3 protein-coding genes are annotated in these 1,157 nt (G+C 71.8%); all 3 read left to right on the top strand.

The annotated features are described in order from the left end of the window. Positions 1-208 (top strand): TM2 domain-containing protein (locus tag AOK18_RS27040; protein ID WP_157865225.1); only part of this gene is annotated, 208 nt, incomplete at its 5' end. Next, the gene (locus tag AOK18_RS27035; RefSeq protein WP_055696032.1) at positions 201-617 is read left to right on the top strand and encodes a DUF2752 domain-containing protein; all 417 of its coding nucleotides are present in this window, start codon (positions 201-203) and stop codon (positions 615-617) included. The genes AOK18_RS27040 and AOK18_RS27035, both read left to right, overlap by 8 nt. A gap of 235 nt (positions 618-852) precedes the next feature. Beyond that, entirely contained in the window at positions 853-1,119 is a 267-nt protein-coding gene (locus AOK18_RS27030) for a TM2 domain-containing protein (RefSeq protein ID WP_055696031.1), read from the top strand. The last annotated feature ends 38 nt before the right edge of the window (positions 1,120-1,157 follow it).

The following is a 1,157-nucleotide window of genomic DNA, read 5'->3' as shown; positions in this document are numbered from 1 at the left end:
CTCCGACAAGTCGAAGATCGTCGCCGGTCTCCTCCAGCTCTTCCTGGGGTCCCTGGGCATCGGCCGCTTCTATACGGGTTCGGTCGGCATCGGCATCGCCCAGCTGCTCACCTGCGGCGGCCTCGGTTTCTGGGCGCTGATCGACGGCGTCATGTACCTGGTCAGCAACGACCGCACGGACTCCCAGGGGCGGATCCTGCGTGGCTGACGCGGCCTCGTCCGCCCCGTCCCGGGGGCGGCCGCGGTGGCATCCCGCGGCGGCCCCCGTCGCGGTGCTGGCCGCGGGCGCGGCGGGCGCCGCCTACCTGTGGGGCACCGACCCCCACGAGCCGGAGCACCTCCTGCCCCGGTGCCCGCTGCGGGCCGTCACCGGCCTGCTGTGCCCGGCCTGCGGCGGCACGCGCATGGTGTACGACCTGATGCACGGCCAGTTCGCCGCCGCCTGGCTGGACAACAGGGCCCTGCTGCTCGCCGCGCCGTTCGCGTTGGCACTGTGGGGGCGCTGGACGCTGGAGGGACTGCGCGGCCGCAGCTGGGCGCCCCGGATCGCGCCCCGGGTCCAGGCGGTGATCCTCGCGGTGGCGGTGGCCTGGACGGTGGTCCGCAACATCGTCTGAAACGTGCGGGAAGAAGCCTGAGTTGATCACGGAACGGGAACATTCGGCTTTCTGCTTTCCCGTTCGAACGCCAGTCCCCTTACGCTCCTCTGGCGCAGGGGGGACGGTTCGCGAACCGTGGGTTGCAGCGCAGTGGTCACACGGGATCCGTACGCGGGTTTCCGGTGCTCCCTCCTGGGCAGTCCGGGCGATCCGCCCGGCGCCCGTCACACCCTTTCTCCCCAGGAGCAGCGCCATGACCGTCCCCGCCGGCCCCCAGGCCCCCTACGGCTACGACCCGCAGGGCCGCCCCTACTCCGACAAGTCGAAGATCGTCGCCGGTCTCCTCCAGATCTTCCTGGGGACCCTGGGCATCGGCCGCTTCTACGTCGGTTCCGTCGGCATCGGCATCGCCCAGCTGCTCACCTGCGGGGGCCTCGGCTTCTGGGCGCTGATCGACGGCGTCATGTTCCTCGTGAGCAACGACCGCACCGACAAGCAGGGCCGCGTCCTGCGCGGCTGACGCGGCACCGGCCGCTCCGGTCGCCGCAGACGTGCCGA

This window comes from Streptomyces prasinopilosus, from assembly GCF_001419695.1.
Lineage (GTDB): Bacteria > Actinomycetota > Actinomycetes > Streptomycetales > Streptomycetaceae > Streptomyces > Streptomyces prasinopilosus.
Note: the sequence above shows the minus strand (reverse complement) of the source record. Positions and strands in the feature narration are given on the sequence as shown.